This is a genomic window from Pseudomonas sp. CFSAN084952, from assembly GCF_009648855.1.
Lineage (GTDB): Bacteria > Pseudomonadota > Gammaproteobacteria > Pseudomonadales > Pseudomonadaceae > Aquipseudomonas > Aquipseudomonas paracarnis.
Window position 1 is genome coordinate 1,787,048 of record NZ_CP045767.1, and the last position, 19,243, is coordinate 1,806,290.

Here is a 19,243-nt window from a genome sequence, read left to right on the forward strand (position 1 = left end):
GCGCAGTCAGCGGGAGCAAGCTCCCTCGCCACAGCAGGCTCGCTCCTACAACAGGAGGTGGGGGCGCATGAATTATGCCGAGCTGCACTGCCTGTCCAATTTCAGTTTCCAGCGTGGCGCCTCCAGTGCGCTGGAGCTTTTCGAGCGCGCCAAGCGCCAAGGCTACAGCGCCCTGGCGATTACCGATGAATGCACGCTGTCGGGCATCGTGCGCGCTTGGCAAGCCGCCAAAGCCGTAGACTTGCCGTTGATTATCGGCAGCGAAATGCACATCGAAAACGGCCCGAAACTGGTGCTGCTGGTAGAGAGCCTGAGCGGTTACCAGCACCTGTGCCGGCTGATCACCCTGGCCCGGCGGCGGGCTGAAAAGGGCCGCTATCGCCTGCTACAGGAAGATTTCGAGCAACCGTTGCCCGGTCTTTTGGCGTTGTGGGTAGCGCAAGACAGCGACACCCAGGCCAGCCTCGACTGGCTGCGCCGCACCTTCGACCAGCGCCTGTGGCTGGCGGTGCATCTGCATTGCGGCCAGGACGATGCGCGCCATCTGCAACAGCGTTTGCAACTGGCCCACAGTCTGCAAATCCCTGCCGTGGCCTGCGGCGATGTGCATATGCATGCGCGGGGCCGCCGGGCCCTGCAAGACACCATGACCGCCATCCGCCACCACGTGCCGGTGGCCGAAGCCGGCACGCGCCTGCACCCCAATGGCGAACGCCACCTGCGTAGCCTCGATGCGCTGGCGGCGCTGTATCCCCAGGCCTTACTGGATGAAACCCTCGCCATCGCGCGGCGCTGCACCTTCGACCTCGGCCAGTTGCGCTATCACTATCCACGCGAGCTGGTACCCGCGGGGCATGACGCCCAATCCTGGCTGCGCACCCTCACCGAAGAAGGCATCGCCCAGCGCTGGCCCGAAGGCATCGACGACAAGACCTTGCAGCAAATCCATCGTGAACTGCAGCTGATCAGCGAGCTGGGTTACGAAAGCTATTTTCTTACGGTGCATGACATCGTGCGTTTCGCCCGCAGCCGTTCGATTTTGTGCCAAGGCCGTGGTTCGGCGGCTAACTCGGCGGTGTGTTTTGCCTTGGGCATCACCGAAATCAACCCGAGCCTGACCAACCTGCTGTTCGAGCGCTTCCTGTCCAAGGAGCGCAACGAGCCGCCGGACATCGACGTGGATTTTGAGCACGAACGCCGCGAAGAGGTGCTGCAATACGTGTTCCAGCGCTATGGCCGCACCCGTGCAGCCTTGACGGCGGTGGTCAGCAGTTACCACGCCACGGGCGCGGTACGTGATGTGGCCAAGGCCCTCGGGCTGCCGCCGGACCAGATCAACGCCTTGGCCGATTGCTGCGGGCGCTGGAGCGATGAGGCGCCGCCGTTGGAGCGCCTGCGTGAAAGCGGCTTCGACCCGGACAGCCCACTGCTGCGGCGTGTCTTGACGTTGACCCAGCAACTGATCGGTTTTCCGCGGCACCTGTCCCAGCACCCTGGCGGCTTTGTGATCAGCGAATACCCGCTGGACACCCTGGTGCCGGTGGAAAATGCGGCCATGGCCGAGCGCACCATTATCCAGTGGGACAAGGACGACCTCGACGCCGTCGGCTTGCTCAAGGTGGACATCCTCGCCCTGGGCATGCTCAGTGCGATCCGCCGCTGTTTCGATTTGCTGCGCCGGCATCGCCACCGGGACTTGAGCCTGGCCACGATTCCCAAAGAAGACCCGGCCACCTACGCCATGATCAGCAAGGCCGACACCATCGGTGTATTCCAGATCGAGTCGCGGGCACAGATGTCGATGTTGCCCCGGCTCAAGCCGCAGACGTTTTATGACCTGGTGATCGAGGTCGCCATCGTACGGCCTGGGCCGATCCAGGGCGGCATGGTGCATCCGTACTTGCGTCGACGGAATAATGAAGAGCCCACGACCTATCCGTCGCCGCAATTGAAAGCCGTGCTGGAACGCACCCTGGGCATCCCGCTGTTCCAGGAACAGGTGATGCAGATTGCCATGGTCGCCGCCGACTACAGCCCCGGCGAGGCCGACCAGTTGCGCCGCTCCATGGCCGCCTGGAAACGCCACGGTGGCCTGGAGCCGCATCAGCAGCGCTTGCGCACCGGCATGCTGAAGAACGGCTACACCGAAGCCTTTGCCGCGCAGATTTTCGAGCAGATCAAGGGCTTTGGCAGCTATGGTTTCCCTGAGTCCCACGCCGCCAGTTTCGCCTTGCTGACCTATGCCAGTTGCTGGCTCAAATGCCATGAGCCAGCGGCCTTCGCCTGCGCCCTGATCAACAGCTGGCCCATGGGCTTCTACAGCCCGGACCAGATCCTGCAGGACGCCCGGCGCCATCGCTTGCAGATCCGCCCGGTGGATGTGCAGGCCAGTGACTGGGAGTGCAGCCTGGAGCCCATCGACGGCCAGCAACCGGCGATTCGCTTGGGCTTGCGCATGATCTCGGGGTTTCGCGAGGACGACGGGCGGCGTATCGAAGCGGCGAGGCAGCAGCGGCGGTTCAACGACATCGCTGACCTGGACGCGCGCGCCGGCCTGGATACGCGTGCCCAGGCGCTGCTGGCGGATGCCGGGGCCTTGCGCGCCCTGGCCGGCAACCGCCATCAGGCGCGCTGGGACGTAGCCGGTGTGCATCAGCAACTGGGCTTGTTTGCCGGCCTGCCGAGCCCCGATGAGACGCGGGTGGCATTGCCCGAGCCCACGGTAGGCGAAGATTTGCACGCCGATTACGCCACCCTCGGTACCACCCTGGGGCCCCATCCCCTGGCGTTGTTGCGCGCCGAGTTACGCCGGCGCCGCTGCCGCAGTTCCCAGGAGTTGCTGGCGGTGGAACATGGGCGCAACGTGAGCATCGCCGGGCTGGTCACAGGGCGCCAACGCCCAGGCACGGCGAGCGGCGTAACCTTTGTCACCCTGGAAGATGAGTTCGGCAACCTCAATGTGGTGGTCTGGCGCGACCTGGCCGAGCGTCAGCGCCAGGCGCTGGTGGGCTCGCGTTTGCTCAAGGTGGACGGCCGTTGGGAGGCGGTGGGTGAGGTGCGGCATTTGATCGCGGGGCGCCTCACCGATTTGACGCCGCTGCTGGATGGAATGGTGGTGCGCAGCCGGGATTTTCATTGAGTTCCAGGGGTTTATGCATTCCTCTGTGTTCAGGATGAAACCATCCACCGCTGGCGCGCTCCAAAACTTGCGACTGTCTTGTCCCTGCACAGAGCCCAATCATGCAATTTTTATCCAACCCCCATGGCTGTGAAGGCTGGGCCGGCGAAATGGCCCAGCGGATTCGCACGTTTGACTGGTCAAGTACCGACCTTGGCCCCTTGGATCAGTGGTCCACGAGCCTGGCTTGCACCGTGCAAATGATGCTCGCCTCACCCGTGCCGATGGTGATGCTGTGGGGGCGGGCAGGGTACATGATCTACAACGACAGCTATTCGGCATTTGCCGGCGGGCGCCATCCCTACCTCTTGGGCACTCCGGTCGAACTGGGCTGGCCGGAGGTGGCCGAGTTCAATCGGCATGTGGTGGATACGTGCCTGGCGGGCGGCACCTTGTCGTTCAATAACAAGGAACTGGTGCTATCGCGTCACGGCCAACCGGAAAGCGTATGGCTCGACCTCTATTACAGCCCCGTGGCCGGGGACAACCAACAGCCGGCCGGGGTGCTGGCGATTGTGGTGGAAACCACCGAACTGGTGAAGTCCGAGCGGGTGCGCCAGGAGCTCACCCATAATCTGGAGCAACGCGTAGCCGCTGAAGTGCAGGCGCGGTCGGCCGCAGAAGACCAGTTGCGCCAGTCACAGAAGCTGGAAGCGATTGGCGGCCTGACCGGGGGCGTGGCCCATGACTTCAATAACTTGCTGCAAGTGATCGCCGGCAACCTGCATTTGCTCGCCAGGCATGAACCGGACAACCCCCAGGTGCAACGTCGCGTCACCGCGGCCATCGCCGCCGTGGAACGTGGGGCCAAGCTGTCGTCGCAACTGCTGGCCTTTGCGCGTCGCCAGCCCTTGTCTCCGGCGGTGTACAACCCGCAGCGCATCTACGCTGGCCTGGGCGAGTTGTTGCAACGGGCGTTGGGGGAAACCATTCATATCGACGTGCAACTGCCCCAGGACTCCTGGTGCATCAATGTCGACCGCAACCAGCTGGAAAACGCGCTGCTCAACCTGGCGATCAACGCCCGCGATGCCATGCAGGGCGAGGGTGTGATTCGTATCACCGGAGAAAACGTCATCCTCAACCCGGACGATTGCATCGGTAAAAGCATCAAGCCCGGCGAGTACGTGCGCCTGGCAGTGGCCGACACCGGCGTGGGCATGTCCGAGGCGACCCTCAAGCGCGCATTCGAACCCTTTTTTACCACCAAGCGCGAAGGCCACGGCACCGGCCTGGGCCTGAGCATGGTGTTCGGTTTTGTGCGCCAAAGTGGCGGGCACGTGGACATGTGGAGCGAGGAGGGCAAGGGCTCGGTGGTGCAGATGTATTTCCCCCACTGCCTGGAGCCTGAATGCTTCGACGACTACAGTGATGCGGACCTGCAAGGCGGAGGCCAGGAAACCATCCTGGTGGTCGAGGACAATGAAGGCGTACGCCTGACGGTGGTCGAGTTGCTGCAGCAGTCGGGCTATACCGTACTGATTGCCGAGGATGGCGACCGCGCGATGCAAGTGTTGCAGCGCGGCGTGTCGCCGGACCTGATCTTCACCGATGTGGTGATGCCCGGTCGGGTCAAGAGCACCGACCTGGCCACCTGGGCCCGCGCGCAGAACCCGCCGGTGCCGGTGCTGTTTACCTCAGGCCATACCCGCGACATTCTGTCTTCCAATCATCTGCTCAGCGCCGATATCCACCTGCTGAGCAAACCCTACAGCCCCGATGCCCTGACCCAACGCGTGCGCAGGGTGCTAAGCGCAAGACAAGGTTGCCCATGACTTCACAGCGCAACATCCCACCGCTCACCGCCCGGCAAGCGGGCTTTGTCAGGGTGCGTGGCGCCCGTGAACATAACTTGCGTAATGTCGATGTGGATATTCCCCGGGACGCCCTGGTGGTGTTTACCGGCGTGTCTGGCTCCGGCAAATCGTCCCTGGCGTTTTCCACAGTGTATGCCGAGGCCCAGCGCCGCTATTTCGAATCGGTGGCGCCCTATGCGCGGCGCTTGATCGACCAGGTCGGCGTGCCGGATGTAGACAGCATCGAAGGCTTGCCGCCTGCCGTGGCCCTGCAACAGCAACGCGGTACACCCAGTGCGCGCTCGTCGGTGGGCAGTGTCACCACCTTGTCGAGCTTGATCCGCATGCTCTATTCCCGCGCCGGCCGTTATCCGAAAGGGCAGGCCATGTTGTACGCCGAGGACTTCTCGCCGAACCTGCCCCAGGGCGCGTGCCCGCAATGCCATGGCCTGGGCCGTGTGTATGAAGTGACCGAGGCGCTGATGGTGCCCGATCCGTCATTGACCATCCGCCAACGTGCAGTGGCGTCCTGGCCGTTGGCGTGGCAGGGCCAGAACCTGCGCGACATCCTTGTGACCCTGGGCTATGACGTGGACATCCCATGGCGCGACTTGCCGAAAAAGCAGCGCGACTGGATCCTGTTCACCGAAGAAACCCCCACCGTACCGGTGTACGCCGGCTTCACCCCGCAGCAGACCCGCGAGGCGTTGAAACGCAAGCTCGAACCCAGCTACCAAGGCACCTTCAGCGGCGCTCGGCGCTATATCCTGCACACCTTCGCCCACACCCAAAGCGCGCTGATGAAAAAGCGTGTATCGCAGTTCATGCAAGGCAGCGCCTGCCCATTGTGCGAGGGCAAACGCCTGAACCAGGCGGCGCTGTCGGTGAAGTTTGCCGGGGTGGATATCGGTGAGCTGTCGCAGCTGTCTTTGGCGCAATTGGCCGAGCTGCTGCGGCCGGTGGCTGCGGGACAGGACAGGATGAAGCTGTCGGTGGAAAAACGCCTGGCGGCCCAACGCATCGCCCAGGACCTGCTCGAACGGGTCAACACCTTGATCGAACTGGGCCTGGGCTATCTGTCCCTGGAGCGCAGTACGCCGACCCTGTCGTCCGGGGAGCTGCAGCGTCTGCGCCTGGCTACCCAATTGGGCTCGCAGTTGTTCGGTGTTATTTATGTGCTCGATGAGCCTTCGGCGGGTCTGCACCCGGCGGATGGCGAAGCATTGTTCACGGCGCTTGATCGTTTAAAGGCCGCGGGCAATTCGCTGTTTGTGGTGGAACATGATCTGGAAACCATGCGCCGCGCCGACTGGCTGATCGACGTGGGCCCGGCTGCCGGCGAGCATGGCGGGCAAGTGTTGTACAGCGGGCCGCCCGCAGGGTTGGCGGACGTCGAGGCCTCGCAGACCCGTGAATACCTGTTTGCCCCACCTCGCCCGGCCAATGCGCCAAGCCGCGAGCCGGCCGGGTGGCTGAAGCTCACAGGCGTGACGCGAAATAACCTGAAAGATTTGAACGTGGATTTCCCGCTGGGCTGTTTCACCGCGGTGACCGGTATTTCTGGCTCGGGCAAGTCCAGCCTGGTCAGCCAGGCGCTGCTGGAGCTGGTGGGCACGGGCCTGGGGCGTGTGCTGGAAAGCGACGACGAACCGAGCCTGGAAGATGCTGCACCGCAAGCCAGTGGCGGGCGCATCAGCGCCGGGCTGGAGCACATCCAGCGCCTGGTGCAGGTGGACCAGAAGCCCATCGGCCGCACGCCGCGCTCCAACCTGGCGACCTACACCGGACAACGTGCGCAAACTGTTCGCCGCCACGCCAGCGGCCAAAAAGCGCAATTACGATGCCGGGCAGTTCTCCTTCAATGTCGCCAAGGGCCGTTGCCCGAACTGTGAGGGTGAAGGTTTTGTCAGCGTTGAATTGCTGTTCATGCCCAGCGTGTACGCGCCATGCCCGACCTGCCACGGCGCGCGCTATAACCCCGACACCCTGGCGATCAAATGGCAGGGCTTGAATATCGCCCAGGTGCTGGGGCTGACGGTGGAGCAGGCGGTGCAGGTGTTCGCCGAGCAACCTGGCATCCTGCGCTCGTTAGTCGTGCTGCGCGATATCGGCCTGGGTTATCTGCGCCTGGGGCAGCCGGCTACCGAGCTGTCCGGCGGCGAAGCCCAACGCATCAAGCTCGCCACTGAACTGCAACGTAACGCCCGGGGCGCCACCTTGTATGTCTTGGACGAACCGACCACCGGCTTGCACCCCAAGGACGTCGATCGTTTGCTCAGCCAGTTGAATCACTTGGTGGAGGCGGGGCATACGGTGGTTGTGGTGGAGCATGAAATGCGCGTGGTGGCCCAGAGTGACTGGGTGATTGATATCGGCCCGGGGGCAGGGGACCTGGGCGGAACGGTAGTGGCGTGCGGCACGCCCCACAAGGTTGCCAAGAGCAAACACAGCCGCACCGCACCTTATCTAGCCCAATCACTGATCTAACGGGGGCTGATGCCCAACATGTGGGAGGGGCAAGCCCGCTCCCCCATTAAGCCCCGTGTTAGTCAGTGAGGTTGTGCTGGATCTGCTCTTTGGCCAGCTTCACCACATTCTCCACGGTAAACCCGAACTTCTCCTGCAACTTGGCCAGTGGTGCCGAGGCGCCGAAGCTGTTCATCACCACTTTGGCGCCGGTCTGCCCGACGTAGCGGTCCCACCCCAAGGGCCCTGCCTGCTCCACCACTACACGGGCTTTTACCGCAGGCGGCAGGACGCTGTCGCGGTAGGCTTGATCCTGGTCTTCAAACAGCTCCCAACTGGGCATCGACACCACGCGAGCGCCAATGCCTTGGTCTTTGAGCTGCTCATAAGCGGCCACCGCCAGGCCCACTTCGCTGCCGGTGGCGATCAAGATGACCTTCGGTTGATCCGCGTCGGCCAACACATACGCACCTTTGGCCGCGCCGGAAGCTGCGGCAAAGTGGTTGCGGTCGAGGGTCGGCAATGCCTGGCGCGATAACACCATACAGCTGGGCCGATGGGTTTGTGCCAGCGCCACCTTCCACAGCTCAAGGGTTTCATTCGCATCGCCCGGCCGTAGCGTCAACAGCCCCGGCGTGGCACGCAGTTGGGTCAGGTGTTCGATGGGCTGGTGGGTGGGCCCGTCTTCGCCTACGCCGATGGAGTCATGGGTAAACACGAAGATCACCGGCAATTCCATGATCGCCGCCAGGCGGATTGGCGGTTTCATGTAGTCGCTGAACACCAGGAAGGTCGAGGTGTACGGGCGCAGGTAGGACAGCGCCATGCCGTTGGCAATTGCGCCCATGGCGTGTTCGCGGATACCGAAGTGCAGGTTGCGCCCGCTGTAGTCACCCGCGCTGAAACGCCCGGCACCGTCGAAGGTGAGGTTGGTCTTGGTCGAGGGCGACAGATCTGCCGAACCGCCCAGCAGCCATGGAATTTGTTGGGCGAAGGCATTCAATACCTCGCCGCCCGAAGCACGGCTGGCGACGCCTTTGGCATCGGCGGCAAAGCTGGGCAGGTGTGCTTGCCATTGCTCGGGCATCTCCCCGGCGCGCATGCGTTGCAGCTCATCGGCCCGTTGCGGGTCGAGGGCGGCGAGGGTCTGGTTCCACTCGGCGTACAGCGGCTCGGCGCGTTCGTAAAGGGCATCGCGCAACAGTGTGCGGGCCTCTTCGGGTACGAGAAAACTTGAATCCTGCGGCCAGCCATAGGCGGCCTTGGTCAGGCGAATCTCGTCCTCTCCCAGTGGCTCGCCATGGGCCGCAGCGGTGTTGTGTTTGTGCGGTGAGCCGTAGCCGATCACGCTGTCCACCACGATCAAGGTGGGGGCGCCGGTGTTGGCCTTGAAGGTTTCCAGCGCCACGCTCAAGGCCGGCAAGTCATTGGCGTCGGTGACGTGCACGGTGTGCCAGCCATAAGCCTGGAAGCGTTGGATTACGTCTTCACTGAACGCCAGCTCAGTGTGGCCCTCGATGCTGATGGTGTTGTTGTCATAGATCCAGCACAGGTTATCGAGCTTCAAGTGCCCGGCCAGGGACGCGGCTTCGCTGCTGATGCCCTCCATCATGTCGCCATCACCGCACAGGGTGTAGACGTCGTAGTCAAACAGCACCTGGCCGTCGCGGTTGAAGCGCTGGCCCAGCCAACGCTCGGCCATGGCCATGCCCACGCTGTTGGCGCAGCCCTGGCCCAGCGGCCCGGTGGTAGTTTCCACGCCCGTGGTCATGCGGTACTCGGGATGGCCTGGGGTCTTGGAGCCGATCTGCCGGAACTGCTTGATATCGTCCAGGCTGACGGCCGGCTCGCCCGAGCGCTGGCCATGGGCATCGATTTCCACCACGCCGGCCAGGTGCAACAACGAATACAGCAGCATCGAGGCATGCCCTACCGACAGCACAAAACGGTCACGGTTGGGCCAGTCAGGATGCTCGGGGTGATAACGCAGGAAGCGACTCCACAACGTATAACCCACCGGCGCCAGGCCCATGGGCGTACCTGGGTGCCCCGAATTGGCCTTCTGCACGGCATCCATGGCCAGGGTGCGTAGGGTGTTGATGCATTGGGTGTCGGCAGCAGTGGCAACGTGATTCATAAAACCGTTCTCCCTGGGGTGGCGATCTACAGTGGAGGGCGGGGCGGGGCAAAGGTTTGATCCCATCGCTTGCGCCGCGACGAACGGGACGTTGTTGGCCTCAAACATGACAAGAGCTGTTGGAATGGGCTAGCTTCAAGGGCGTAGACCATCGATCAATCTGTGGAGGTACGCCATGCCAGTGAAACACGACCTGTATCAGGACTTGGGGTTGAGCAAGGAAGTTGTTCACGAACGCAGGGCGCAGGACAAACGGTTGGATGCGCTGCTCACTCAATACGACGACGCCGACGCTGAGGTGCTAAAAGCGGAAAAAGCCAGTGCCAGCGATGAGGATGTGGAAAAGCTGAAGAAGAAACGGCTATTGGTCAAAGACGAAATTGTGGGGCGGCTGGGTTAGGCAATCCCTCGCCACACACTTGGAATGTGCACATTTGTTCAGAATTGTCTGGAGGACAAATGCCGTTTCACTCCTTATGATGCGCCCCGTCCACTCGGCTCTGGGGCTTGTTGCGGCGCAAGGATTGCGTTGTTTGAGCCGGGTGGGCATCCTCAGAATTCATGCAACACAGGGCCGAATCGGTCGGCTGCAAATGCTGCCTGTGGGAGCGGGCTTGCCTGCGATGGCGGCCTCCCAGCCGACGCCTATCCACCTGACACCCCACAATCCAAATGTGGGAGCTGGCTTGCCTGCGAAGGCGGCCTCCCAGCCGACGCCTATCCACCTGACACCCCACAATCCAAATGTGGGAGCTGGCTTGCCTGCGATGACGGCCTGACAGTCAACACAGTTGGACCGGGTACATATCCATTCCTGCGGTAACGGCCACTTAGGGTTCCGCTTTTACAGCGGCTCACTTTTGAAAAGCCGGAATGCCGGCCCAGACAAAAGTTAGCAAAACGCTCTTGCCCCACCACTCGGCACCTCGCCTAGGCTCGGTGTGCCCGTAATCCGCCAGTGATTTGGGGGGCCGCCGCCACGCGCCATCCATGGCGCGGGGCGGCTAAACCGGCATCCCTGCCGGTTTACCCCCAAATCCCTGTCGAATTCCGGCCAGCGTGGTTTAACGGGGCGCCTAAGATCAAGATCAAAAGCAGATCAAGAGCGACTCGCTTCGCATCGTGGTTACCGTCAAGGCCGTGACGCTTGGCGTTCGGTCTTGCATCCAGTCATTTCAACAGCGTTTCAACACATATATCCATGGAACGCTGCTGCGTCTGCTCATACAACTGCAGCTCATCAATCGTGCTGCGCCCCAGCGCCTGCTCGAAGGCTGCCCGGTTGGAGTTGCCCGCGTAGTGACTCTGCGCCCCATCCCCCAGGTTTGACTGGAAGATTCCCGCCGCACTGACCGGCAGAAAATCCTCGTACACCAGCGGTTCCACCGCCACATGACCGGCGTTGACCAGCGTCTGCAACGTGCGTGGCTGGTCTACCTGGCCGCGTGCCGCCAAGCCCTTGTCGGTGACGAAGTAGCGAAAATACGCCAAGCCCTGCTCGCGCATTTGCGGGTAGTTATCGGGGAAGGCATGGAAGTGCTGTTCCATCAATTGCACATAGCGTTCGGCGTTGGCTTCATTGGGGAATGTGCCGAGTTCGTCGCGGGCGGCGTTCAGCAGTTGGTCGTACAGGGCGCGGCCTTTAGGCGTAAGCGCGACGCCGCGTTGTTCGATTTCGCCGAAGCGCGCGCTGTGGCTGCCGTGGGCATCGGTGAAGGCGATGGGTTCATCCAAGGCCTTGAAGCTGGTCTGGCGTAGTAGGATCGGGCACTGGCGCCGAGGTGGGCCTTCGATCACGGCTTTGGGGGTGATGCCTTTGCCAGGCATCGCCGCCTGCACCTGGTCGATGTCCAGGGTGCGTGGCGTCAGGTGGTTGATGTGCGGGCCTTTGAACGCGACGACGTCGGCGATCAGGCGGTGCTGGTCGCTCAGTTGCTGATATTGGGCGCCGGTGACCGTGGCAGTGTGGTGCCAGCGGAACGTCTCCAGGGCCTGGCGGATAAAGGCCTCGGCATCGCTGGCATTCAAGCCGCCTTGGGTCTCTGCCTGGTCGATCAATGCCAACGCCTCGGCGGTAAAGATCGAGCGTTTGGCCAGGGCGCTTTCGGCGAAGGCACGCAGGTCGGGGTTTTCGATCAGTTCCAGGCGCAGCAATGAGGTGAACACGCGAAACGGGCTGGTTTGCAGCGCATGTTCATGCACGGCGCGAAAGGCGGTGGAGTGAACAGGCACGCCAGCGGGGGTGAGGTCGTAGTAGCCCACCGGTTGCATGCCCATCACCGCGAATAAACGGCTGATGGTTGCCAGTTCCGCAGCGGTGCCCAGGCGGATGGCGCCGTGGCGTTCCATGTCCAGGCGCTGGATTTCGCCGGTACGTTGCAGTTGATGCGCCAGGCCCGGTTCGCTGTCGAGCACGCGGGCATTGGTCTGGGCCACCAGCTCAAGCAGCGCGCCGTACAAGGGCACTTCATCTCGATACATGTCGGACATGGCCTTGGAAAAGCCCTTGCGGATCTCGTCGGGGCTGACATGGGCGGTGGCGTGCATAGAAAAATTCCTGATGACTTGAGCGATGATCGTGGCCTTTGCCCGATTTTGTTGAGCGGCCGGCCGGCTTGCAAACGAAGATTCCTCTGGACTTCATTCTGCAAATGAATGAGTTGACCTTGCGTCCAAGTCTTCATGTGCATGCGGGCGTCATTGCGCTCTACACTGCGCCTCACTGTGTAGGTGAAGGAGGACCCGATGACGGCCAAACCCGCAACCAACCTGCTGGGCACCATTGAAGGCCAGCGCCTGGCAACGCAACACGCCGAACGTTGGCGCGAGTGGGGGCCGTACCTGAGTGAACGCCAGTGGGGCACGGTGCGCGAAGACTACAGCGCCGACGGTGACGCCTGGGCCTACTTCCCTCATGAACACGCTCGCAGCCGCGCCTATCGATGGGGCGAGGACGGGTTGGCCGGTTTCAGTGACAAGGCCCAACGCTGGTGCCTGGGCCTGGCGCTGTGGAACGAGCGCGATGCAATTCTCAAGGAGCGTCTGTTCGGCCTCGACAACGCCGAAGGCAACCACGGTGAAGACGTCAAGGAGCTGTACTTTTTCGTCGATGGCGTACCGAGCCATGCCTACATGCGCATGCTCTACAAATACCCCCATGCGGCGTTTCCCTACGCCGACCTGATCGCCGAAAACGCCCGTCGTGGGCTGGATGATGCCGAGTATGAAATCCTTGATACCGGTGTGTTTGCAGATAACCATTACTGCGATGTCAGTGTCGAATACGCCAAGCATCAACCCGACGATATTTTCATGCGCGTCACCGTGCATAACCGTTCGGACCAACCCACACGCCTGCAGGTGCTGCCCCAGCTCTGGGCGCGTAATGACTGGAGCTGGACCTTCGATGCACCCAAGCCCAGCTTGAGGCTGGACGGCGAGCGGGTTCTGGCGCGTCATCATGAACTCGATGATCGCCACCTCAGTGCCTGGGGCCAGGACGGGTTGCAGTGGCTGTTCTGCGAAAACCAAACCAATCGGCCCAAACTGGACGGGCAACCGGCGCCGGGGCCATTCAAGGATGGCATTAACGATTACGTGGTGGGCGCGGTTGAGTCGGCCGTTCGCCGGGACGCCGGTACCAAGGTGGCCGCGCATTTCACCCTTGAACTGGCAGGCCAGGAAAGCAAAACCCTTTACCTGCGTTTTGCGCCGGTGGGCGCGCCCGATGTCAATGCGCGCAAACTGTTCGAACAGCGCCGCCAGGAGGCCGATGACTTCTACTCGGTGTTGCAACAGGGCCTTGCCGATGACGATGCGCGCACTGTACAACGCCAGGCCCTGGCCGGCCTGCTGTGGTCCAAGCAGCTGTACTATTTCGACGTGAACCAGTGGCTTGACGGCGACCCGGCCCAGCCCGCGCCACCGCCCGAGCGCCTGCATATCCGCAATACTCATTGGCGGCACCTGTGCAACTTCGACATCCTGTCGATGCCAGACACCTGGGAATACCCGTGGTACGCCTCCTGGGATCAAGGCTTCCAGGCGGTGGCCATCGCGCTGATCGACCCTGGTTACGCCAAGCAACAGTTGTTGTTGCTGGTAAAGGACCGCTTCATGCACCCCAACGGCCAATTGCCGGCCTACGAATGGCGCTTTGACGACGCCAACCCGCCCGTGCATGCCTGGGCCAGCTGGCGCGTATATCAGCAGGACAAGGCGCTGACCGGCGTGGGCGATATGGATTTCCTGGAGCGGATCTTTCACAAGCTGCTGTTGAATTTTTCTTGGTGGGTCAACCGCAAGGACGCCGAGGGCCGCAACCTGTTCCAGGGCGGTTTTCTGGGCCTGGACAATATCGCCTTGTTCGACCGCTCGGCCCCGTTGCCGACGGGTTACCAGTTGGACCAGGCCGACGGCACCGCCTGGGTGGCGGCCTATGCCCTGGACCTGATGCGCATCGGCCTGGAGTTGGCCAAGCGTAATGGGGTGTACGTGGATATTGCTGTGAAGTTTTTCGAGCATTTCCTCTACATCGCCGGCGCTATCAACCGCGTCGATGACAGCGCCGAAGGCTTGTGGGATGAGCAGGACCAGTTTTTCTATGACGTGCTGCACCGCCCTGATGGCCAGAGCGAGCCGGTGCGCCTGCGCTCCATCGTCGGGTTAATGCCGCTGTTCGCGGTGCTGGTGCTGGAGCAGCGCGAGCATGAAGGCCTGGAGGGCTTGCGCGAGCGCCTGCTGGGCTTTATGCATCATCGGCCGGACCTGGCCAAGCTGGTTTCGCGCTGGACCGAACCGGGGCAGGGCAACCGCCTGTTGCTGGCGCTGCTGCGCGGTGAACGCACCAAGGATTTGCTGCGGCGCATGCTGGATGATCAGGAGTTCTTGTCGGCCTTTGGCGTGCGCGCCCTGTCCAAGGCGTTCGCCGAGCAGCCCCTGGCGTTGAAGATGAATGGCGACACCTTGTGTGCCAGTTACCAGCCCGGTGAGTCCGACTCACGCTTGTACGGTGGCAACTCCAATTGGCGCGGGCCACTGTGGATGCCGGTCAATTACATGCTGATTGAATCGTTGCGCGAGTTTCACCGCTACTACGCCGATAACTTTTCCGTGGAGTACCCGGCGGGCAGTGGGTATCTGGCGTCTCTGGAGGAGGTGGCTGACAGCCTCAGCGAGCGGCTGACGCGGTTGTTTCTAAGAGATGAAAACGGGGTGCGGCCGTCGATGGCGGGCTATGCACAGTTGCAGGAGGACCCGGCCAGTCGTGACCTGGTGTTGTTCCATGAGTATTTTCATGGAGAGACAGGGCGAGGGCTGGGGGCTTCACACCAGACCGGGTGGAGCGCGTTGGTGGCGTTACTGCTGCAACCCAAAAACTGAGCAACCTTGCGGATTTGCTTTTCTGTGGGAGCTGGCTTGCCTGCGATACAGGCACCGCGTTGCGTCCGGCAAATGGAGTAGATGCCATCGCAGGCAAGCCAGCTCCCACAAGGGGTCTTCATTCTCCGCGAGAATGCAGGCAAAAAAATCCCGCCGGGGAGGCGGGATCAGGATTCAGGGTTACCCGTGAATCAGGAAGGGAACAGCTCGCTCAGCTTCATCGCCAGCATCATGTCGCCTTCGGTGCGCAGCTTGCCGCCCATGAACGCCTGCATGCCGTCGGTGGAGCCGTCGACGATGCCTTCCAGGGTCTCGCTGTCCATCACCAGGGTGACCTGAGCGTCAGGGTTTTCGCCTTCTTTGAGTTCGCAGGTCTTGTCCTTGACCACCAGCGAGAAATTCTTGGTGTCGTCGATACGGAAACCGAACACCAGGTCCAAGCCTTCGGCAGCGCTTGGGTTGAATTTGGCTTTCATTGCTTCTACGGCTTTAGCTACGTCAGTCATGGTTTCGATCCTTAAGGGTAGAGTCCAGTGACCTTGGGGTCACGGTTGGCCACAGTTCATCGGAAAGTGATGAGCTGCGGCGCCTTCAACAGTTGCAAGTGGGCGTGACTGTTGAAGGAAGCCAGTGCCACCTCGCGACCACGGAACTTGAGTTGGTTGAGCGAGGTGTTAACAATTTGCCAGTTCATTTCGAAGGCCTGGGCGGCAGGCATTCGGGTAATCAGGTGGAGCAGGGCGGTGATGGTGCCGCCGGAGGTGAATACGGCGATTTTGTCGGTGTGGTTCGCGGCTTCCAGGATACGCTGCAAGCCACCCTGGACCCGCTCGACAAACCCCAGCCAGCTTTCCAGCCCTGGTGGGTCATAGGTGCCGGCCAGCCAGCGTTCGATGATCAGGGCGAAAATGCGCTGGAACTCGCTGCGGTTCTGCGGGCCGTTGCGCAGGATGTGCACGGCATCCGGTTCACTGCTGAGCAGGTCGGGCAACAGGCCGCGAATGATCGCTTCGCCGTCGAACTCGTTGAACGCGCTATCTGTTTCCAGCGCCGGAACCGGCAAGCCCAAGGCGCTGTACTGATCGAACGTGGTGCTGGCAGTGTGCTGCTGGCGACGCAGGTCGCCGGCGATGCAGCGGTCAAACGCAATGCCCAGGTCTGCCAGGTGGCGACCGAGCACTTGCGCTTGTTCCACGCCAACGGGCGAGAGGACGTCATAGTCGTCTGCACCGAAGGAGGCCTGGCCATGTCGAATCAGATAAATGCTGCCCACGTCCGTTTTCCCGGTACGTTGAAAGTCTGGCGAGGTTATGAGGATGCCTGCGAGCTGTCAATGAAAAAACATACGCTTGTTTTAAAAGCGCGTTGGAGCCCGCCTGCTGGCGGTTTGATCACTGGCTCCTTCGCAGTGGCGTCGGTATGCTGGGGCCATCCGCGCCCGGCGCAGTGCATTTTTTAAGGAGACATATGGATTTTTTGGCCGAATACGCGAGCTTTCTGGCGAAGACCGTCACCCTGGTGGTCGCTATTCTGGTGGTACTGATCAGCTTTGCAGCACTGCGCAGCAAAGGTCGTCGTAAGTCCGCCGGCCAATTGCAGGTCAGCAAGCTGAATGATTTCTACAAGGGCCTGCGCGAGCGCCTGGAGTCGAGCCTGCTCGACAAGGACCAGCTCAAGGCCCTGCGCAAGTCCGAAAGCAAAGCCGAAAAGAAGAAAGACAAGAAGAAGCCCGAGCCCAAGCCGAGGGTGTTCGTGCTGGATTTCGACGGTGACATCAAGGCCTCGGCCACCGAAAGCCTGCGCCATGAAATCACCGCACTGCTGAGCCTGGCCACGCCCAAGGATGAAGTGGTGCTGCGCCTGGAAAGCGGCGGCGGCATGGTGCACAGCTATGGCCTGGCCTCTTCGCAACTGGCGCGTATCCGCCAGGCCGGCGTGCCGTTGACCGTGTGCATCGACAAAGTGGCGGCCAGCGGCGGCTACATGATGGCCTGCATCGGCGAGAAGATCATCAGTGCACCCTTCGCCATTCTCGGTTCCATTGGCGTGGTGGCGCAGTTGCCCAACGTCAATCGCCTGCTTAAAAAGCACGACATCGACTTTGAAGTGCTGACCGCCGGTGAATACAAGCGCACGCTCACAGTGTTCGGCGAAAACACCGAGAAGGGCCGGGAGAAGTTCCAGGAGGATCTGGACATCACCCACCAGCTGTTCAAGAACTTCGTCTCGCGTTACCGCCCACAGTTGGCGATTGACGAGGTGGCCACCGGTGAAGTGTGGTTGGGCGTCGCTGCCCTCGACAAGCAACTGGTCGATGAGCTGCAAACCAGCGACGAATACCTGGCTACCAAGGCCAAGACCGCCGAAGTGTTCCACTTGCACTATGCCGAGCGTAAGAGCCTGCAAGAGCGCGTGGGCCTGGCGGCCAGCGGTTCGGTGGACCGGGTGCTGTTGACCTGGTGGAGCCGCTTGACCCAGCAGCGGTTCTGGTAAGCCAGTACTGAAAACCAGGTAATCCCTTGTGGGAGCGGGCTTGCTCGCGAATGCGGTATATCAGTCAATAGATTTGCTGGCTGACACTCCGCATTCGCGAGCAAGCCCGCTCCCACATTGGTTTTCGGTCATGTCAGGTTAAACGGGGTTTAATCGAGTCCGCCAACTGCGTAAGGATCAGGCAGCACGACACGGCCCCGGCATCCAGAACGCCGAGGGAGCGCTCACCCAAACGACTGGCCCGGCCAATCTTGGCCACCAGGTCCTTGGTCGAATCCCGCCCTTGGGAGGCGGCCGTTTTCATCGCATCGAGCGCATCGCTGAAAGAACGCCCCGACGCCTGCGCCCGTTCAAAGGCTTCTACCGCCGGAATCAATGTATCCATCAAGCACTTGTCGCCCACGCCCGCTTCGGTGATGTCCTGCAGCGAGGTCAAGCCGCCGCGCAGCAGGCGGGCGAAGGTGGCGGCGTCGATGTCTTCACTGCCGCGCACTTCGTCGGCCATGCCGATAAACAGGCTGCCATACAAGGGCCCCATGGAGCCGCCGATGCCTTCCATCAGGCTCAGGGTCAGTTCATCCAGAGCTTCGGCCAGGGTCAGTTGGCGGCCTTCGATCGTGCGGCCGCAATGGGCAAAGCCTTTGGCCATGTTGATGCCATGGTCGCCATCTCCTATAGCGCCGTCGACTTCGCTGAGGTACTCCCGGTTGGCCACGATCACGCTGACCAGGTCGGCGACGATGGCGCTGCCATCATGGGTGGAAAAATGCTGGCTCATGGTTCACTCCGCCTGGGTCATGCCGATGGAGCGGCAGGGTTGGTCGATCAGGGTTTTCAGCTCGGCGTCGAGGCCGAGCAGGGTCAAGGTCACGCCCATCATCTCCAGGGAAGTGAAGTAGTTGCCCACGTAGCAACGGTGAATCTTCAAACCTTTGGCCTTGAGCTGTTTTTCCACCTCGGCGTAGAAAATATACAACTCCATCACCGGGGTGGCGCCGAGGCCAGAGACCAGCACCACCACGCTGTCGTCCTGGCTGAAATCGCGGTCGGCGAGGATCGGCGCCAGCATGCGCTCGGCCATGGCGGCGGCCGGTTCAATCGGGATGACTTCGATGCCCGGCTCGCCATGATGGCCAATACCTAATTCCATCTGCCCGTCGGGAATCTGGAAGTTCGGCTTGCCCACCGCGGCGATGGTGCAGGGCGTAAGGCCGATACCAATCGAGCGGCAGTGGTCGACGGTTTTCTGCGCCACCCGAATCACGCCGTCCAGGTCGTAATGCTGGGCAGCGGCGGCACCGCCGATCTTCCACATGAAGATCTCCCCGGCTACACCGCGACGCTTGGCAATGTCGGCCTTGGGCGCGGACGCCACGTCGTCGTTGGCGACCACCGTGCGGATGCGCATGTCTTTGCTGGCGGCCATTTTCATCGCCAGCTTCACGTTCATGTTGTCGCCCGCGTAGTTGCCATACAGGCATGCCACGCCTGCGCCATGGTCGGCGGCGCGGAAGGCGTCGAAAAAGCTTTTGGCGGTGGGCGAGGAAAAAATCTCGCCGACGGCCACCGCATCCACCAGGCCTGGGCCTACATAACCGAGGAACGCCGGCTCATGCCCGGAGCCGCCGCCGGTGACAATGCCAACGCGGCCCTGGGCTGAGGGCTTGGCCTTGACGATGACCCGTGGGTTGCTTTCGTACTGGCGCAGCTCGGGGTGCGCGACCAGGATGCCGCGCAGCATGTCTTCGACCACTTGGTCGGGATCGTTGATTACTCGATTCATAACGCGGG

The 19,243-nt window shown here is 62.0% G+C and carries 11 protein-coding genes and 1 pseudogene; 6 read left to right on the top strand and 6 right to left on the bottom strand.

Translation table 11 applies throughout. From position 1 onward, the window contains the following. Positions 1–67 precede the first annotated feature (67 nt). The 3 genes and pseudogenes from GH769_RS08255 to GH769_RS08265 all read left to right on the top strand — a co-directional run bounded on the left by GH769_RS08255 (position 68) and on the right by GH769_RS08265 (position 7,461). Positions 68–3,139: an error-prone DNA polymerase gene (locus GH769_RS08255; protein ID WP_020301595.1), complete on the top strand. Its 3,072-nt coding sequence runs from the start codon at positions 68–70 to the stop codon at positions 3,137–3,139. 101 nt (positions 3,140–3,240) lie between these two features. Next, positions 3,241–4,953 carry an ATP-binding protein gene (locus GH769_RS08260; protein ID WP_003191866.1) on the top strand — a complete coding sequence of 571 codons (1,713 nt, stop codon included), beginning with the start codon at positions 3,241–3,243 and terminating at the stop codon, positions 4,951–4,953. After that, a pseudogene (locus GH769_RS08265) lies at positions 4,950–7,461 on the top strand (excinuclease ABC subunit A). Before GH769_RS08260 ends, GH769_RS08265 begins: the two are co-directional and overlap by 4 nt. Positions 7,462–7,519: 58 nt before the next feature. On the opposite strand, the gene tkt reads toward GH769_RS08265, so the two are convergent. Beyond that, a complete protein-coding gene (gene tkt, locus GH769_RS08270; RefSeq protein WP_032903879.1) occupies positions 7,520–9,577 on the bottom strand; it encodes a transketolase in 2,058 nt (685 codons plus the stop codon). Between the two features lie 175 nt (positions 9,578–9,752). On the opposite strand from tkt, the gene GH769_RS08275 reads away from it, so the two are divergent. Further along, the gene (locus GH769_RS08275) at positions 9,753–9,977 is read left to right on the top strand and encodes a DUF465 domain-containing protein (RefSeq protein ID WP_014718181.1); all 225 of its coding nucleotides are present in this window, start codon (positions 9,753–9,755) and stop codon (positions 9,975–9,977) included. Positions 9,978–10,747: 770 nt separating this feature from the next. Here GH769_RS08275 and GH769_RS08280 read toward each other — a convergent pair. Next, the gene (locus GH769_RS08280; protein ID WP_014718183.1) at positions 10,748–12,124 is read right to left on the bottom strand and encodes a VOC family protein; all 1,377 of its coding nucleotides are present in this window, start codon (positions 12,122–12,124) and stop codon (positions 10,748–10,750) included. Positions 12,125–12,322: 198 nt separating this feature from the next. On the opposite strand from GH769_RS08280, the gene GH769_RS08285 reads away from it, so the two are divergent. Further along, on the top strand, positions 12,323–14,959 hold the full coding sequence (locus GH769_RS08285) for a glucosidase (RefSeq protein ID WP_032903877.1): 2,637 nt from the start codon (positions 12,323–12,325) through the stop codon (positions 14,957–14,959). Positions 14,960–15,150: 191 nt separating this feature from the next. Here the strand turns inward: GH769_RS08285 and GH769_RS08290 are convergent, their stop codons facing one another. Then, a complete protein-coding gene (locus tag GH769_RS08290) occupies positions 15,151–15,465 on the bottom strand; it encodes an SCP2 sterol-binding domain-containing protein (protein WP_014718185.1) in 315 nt (104 codons plus the stop codon). A gap of 56 nt (positions 15,466–15,521) precedes the next feature. Further along, positions 15,522–16,232 (bottom strand): histidine phosphatase family protein, encoded by a 711-nt coding sequence (locus GH769_RS08295; protein WP_032903875.1) that lies wholly within the window; start codon positions 16,230–16,232, stop codon positions 15,522–15,524. Positions 16,233–16,426: 194 nt separating this feature from the next. Here GH769_RS08295 and sohB point away from each other — a divergent pair, with 194 nt between their 5' ends. After that, complete coding sequence (gene sohB, locus GH769_RS08300; RefSeq protein WP_014718187.1) at positions 16,427–17,452, top strand: protease SohB; 1,026 nt, start codon at positions 16,427–16,429, stop codon at positions 17,450–17,452. 133 nt (positions 17,453–17,585) lie between these two features. Here the strand turns inward: sohB and dhaL are convergent, their stop codons facing one another. Together dhaL and GH769_RS08310 are read right to left on the bottom strand one after the other, a co-directional pair. Then, positions 17,586–18,230 carry a dihydroxyacetone kinase subunit DhaL gene (gene dhaL / locus GH769_RS08305; RefSeq protein WP_019817619.1) on the bottom strand — a complete coding sequence of 215 codons (645 nt, stop codon included), beginning with the start codon at positions 18,228–18,230 and terminating at the stop codon, positions 17,586–17,588. Positions 18,231–18,233: 3 nt separating this feature from the next. Continuing rightward, on the bottom strand, positions 18,234–19,235 hold the full coding sequence (locus GH769_RS08310) for a dihydroxyacetone kinase subunit DhaK (RefSeq protein ID WP_014718189.1): 1,002 nt from the start codon (positions 19,233–19,235) through the stop codon (positions 18,234–18,236). Positions 19,236–19,243 lie beyond the last annotated feature (8 nt).